Consider the following 1,597-nt stretch of genomic DNA (forward strand, 5'->3'; position numbering starts at 1 on the left):
GCTGAGTGTGGGTGAGCGTGTGGTGTTGGTGGGTGATGGTGGGGTTCCGGTGGTGGTGCCTCGGGATGTGACGTTGCATGCGGGTTTTGCGCGTCAGGTGGCGGCGCGTCCGGATGCGGTGGCGGTGTGTGCTGATGGTGTGGGTGGTCGGGTGGAGTTGAGTTATGCCGAGCTTGACTGTCGGGCTGAGGCGGTGGCGGGGTGTCTGCGTGGGTTGGGTGTGGGTGCCGGTGCGGTGGTGGGTCTTCGGGTTGCCCGTGGTGTTGATGTGGTGGTGGGGATTCTGGGGATTTTGAAGGTGGGGGCGGCTTATCTGCCGTTGGATCCGTTGTATCCGGTGGAGCGGGTGGGGTTCATGCTCGCTGATGCCGGGGTGGGGGTGGTGTTGACCCAGCGTGGTGTGGTGGGGGAACTGGGTGGGTTGTCGGTGCGGTGTGTGTGTCTTGATGAGCCGTTGCCGGTGGTGGGTTGCGGTTCTGTGTCGCCGGCGGTGCAGGGTCGCGGTGGGGATCTGGCGTATGTGATGTATACCTCGGGTTCGACTGGTCAGCCCAAGGGTGTGCGGGTGACTCACCGTAATGTGTTGCGGCTGTTCGAGACCACGATTGAGCGGTTTGGTTTCGGGCCCGATGATGTGTGGACGTTGTGGCATTCGTATTCGTTTGACATCTCGGTGTCGGAGTTGTGGGGGGCGTTGCTGGTCGGGGGCCGGCTGGTGGTGGTCGATCATGACACCAGTCGTGATCCGGCGGCGTTTCGTGGGTTGGTGGAGCGTGAACGGGTCAGTGTGCTCAGTCAGACGCCGACCGGGTTTTGTGCGTTCATCGATGTCGATCGGGTTGCCCCGCGTGCTGGGTTTGCGTTGCGTTATGTGTTGTTGTGCGGTGAGGCATTGCAGTTGGCGAGTTTGGCGCCCTGGTTCGAGCGTTACGGTGATGACAGTCCGCAGGTCATCAATATGTACGGGCCCACCGAGGCGACGTTGTATGTGACCTGCCGGCGGATCACCGGGGCTGATCTGGCTGCGGGTGTGGGCAGTGTGATCGGGGCGCCGTTGCCCGATATCCGGATCTATCTGCTCGATGAGCAGGGTCGGCCGGTGCCCATCGGTGTGCCCGGTGAGCTCTATATCGCCGGTGCCGGGGTGGCGGCGGGGTATTTGAATCGTCCTGAGCTCACTGCTCAGCGTTTTTTGACCGATCCGTTCCATGGTGGGCCGATGTATCGCAGTGGGGATCTGGCGCGGCGTGGGGCCGGTGGTGAGTTGGAGTATCTGGGCCGTATCGATCAGCAGGTCAAGATCCGTGGTTTCCGTGTCGAGCTCGGTGAGGTCGAGACGGTGATCGCCGAACATCCTGCGGTGCATCAGGTTGCGGTCATCGATCGTGAGGATGTTCCCGGTGAGAAGAAGCTTGTCGCGTATCTGGTGGCCGTGGATGCGGGGCCGTCGTTGATCGCTGATCTGCGTCAGGTGCTGCACACCCGGTTGCCCGAGTACATGGTGCCCGCGCACTTCCAGTACCTCGATGCGCTGCCGTTGACCACCAGCGCCAAACTCGACCGCAAAGCCTTACCCGCACCCACCCACCAACGCAGC

Annotated in this window: 1 protein-coding gene; it reads left to right on the forward strand. The window is 62.6% G+C overall.

Features of this window, described 5'->3' with window-relative positions; all coding sequences use genetic code 11:
• Positions 1-67: 67 nt before the first annotated feature.
• Positions 68-1,597, forward strand: a 1,530-nt coding sequence (locus G154_RS00300; protein WP_192817322.1) for an amino acid adenylation domain-containing protein, incomplete at its 3' end; no start/stop codon positions are given.

The organism is Mycobacterium sp. VKM Ac-1816D (assembly GCF_000416385.1).
Taxonomy (GTDB): Bacteria; Actinomycetota; Actinomycetes; order Mycobacteriales; family Mycobacteriaceae; genus Mycobacterium; species Mycobacterium neoaurum_A.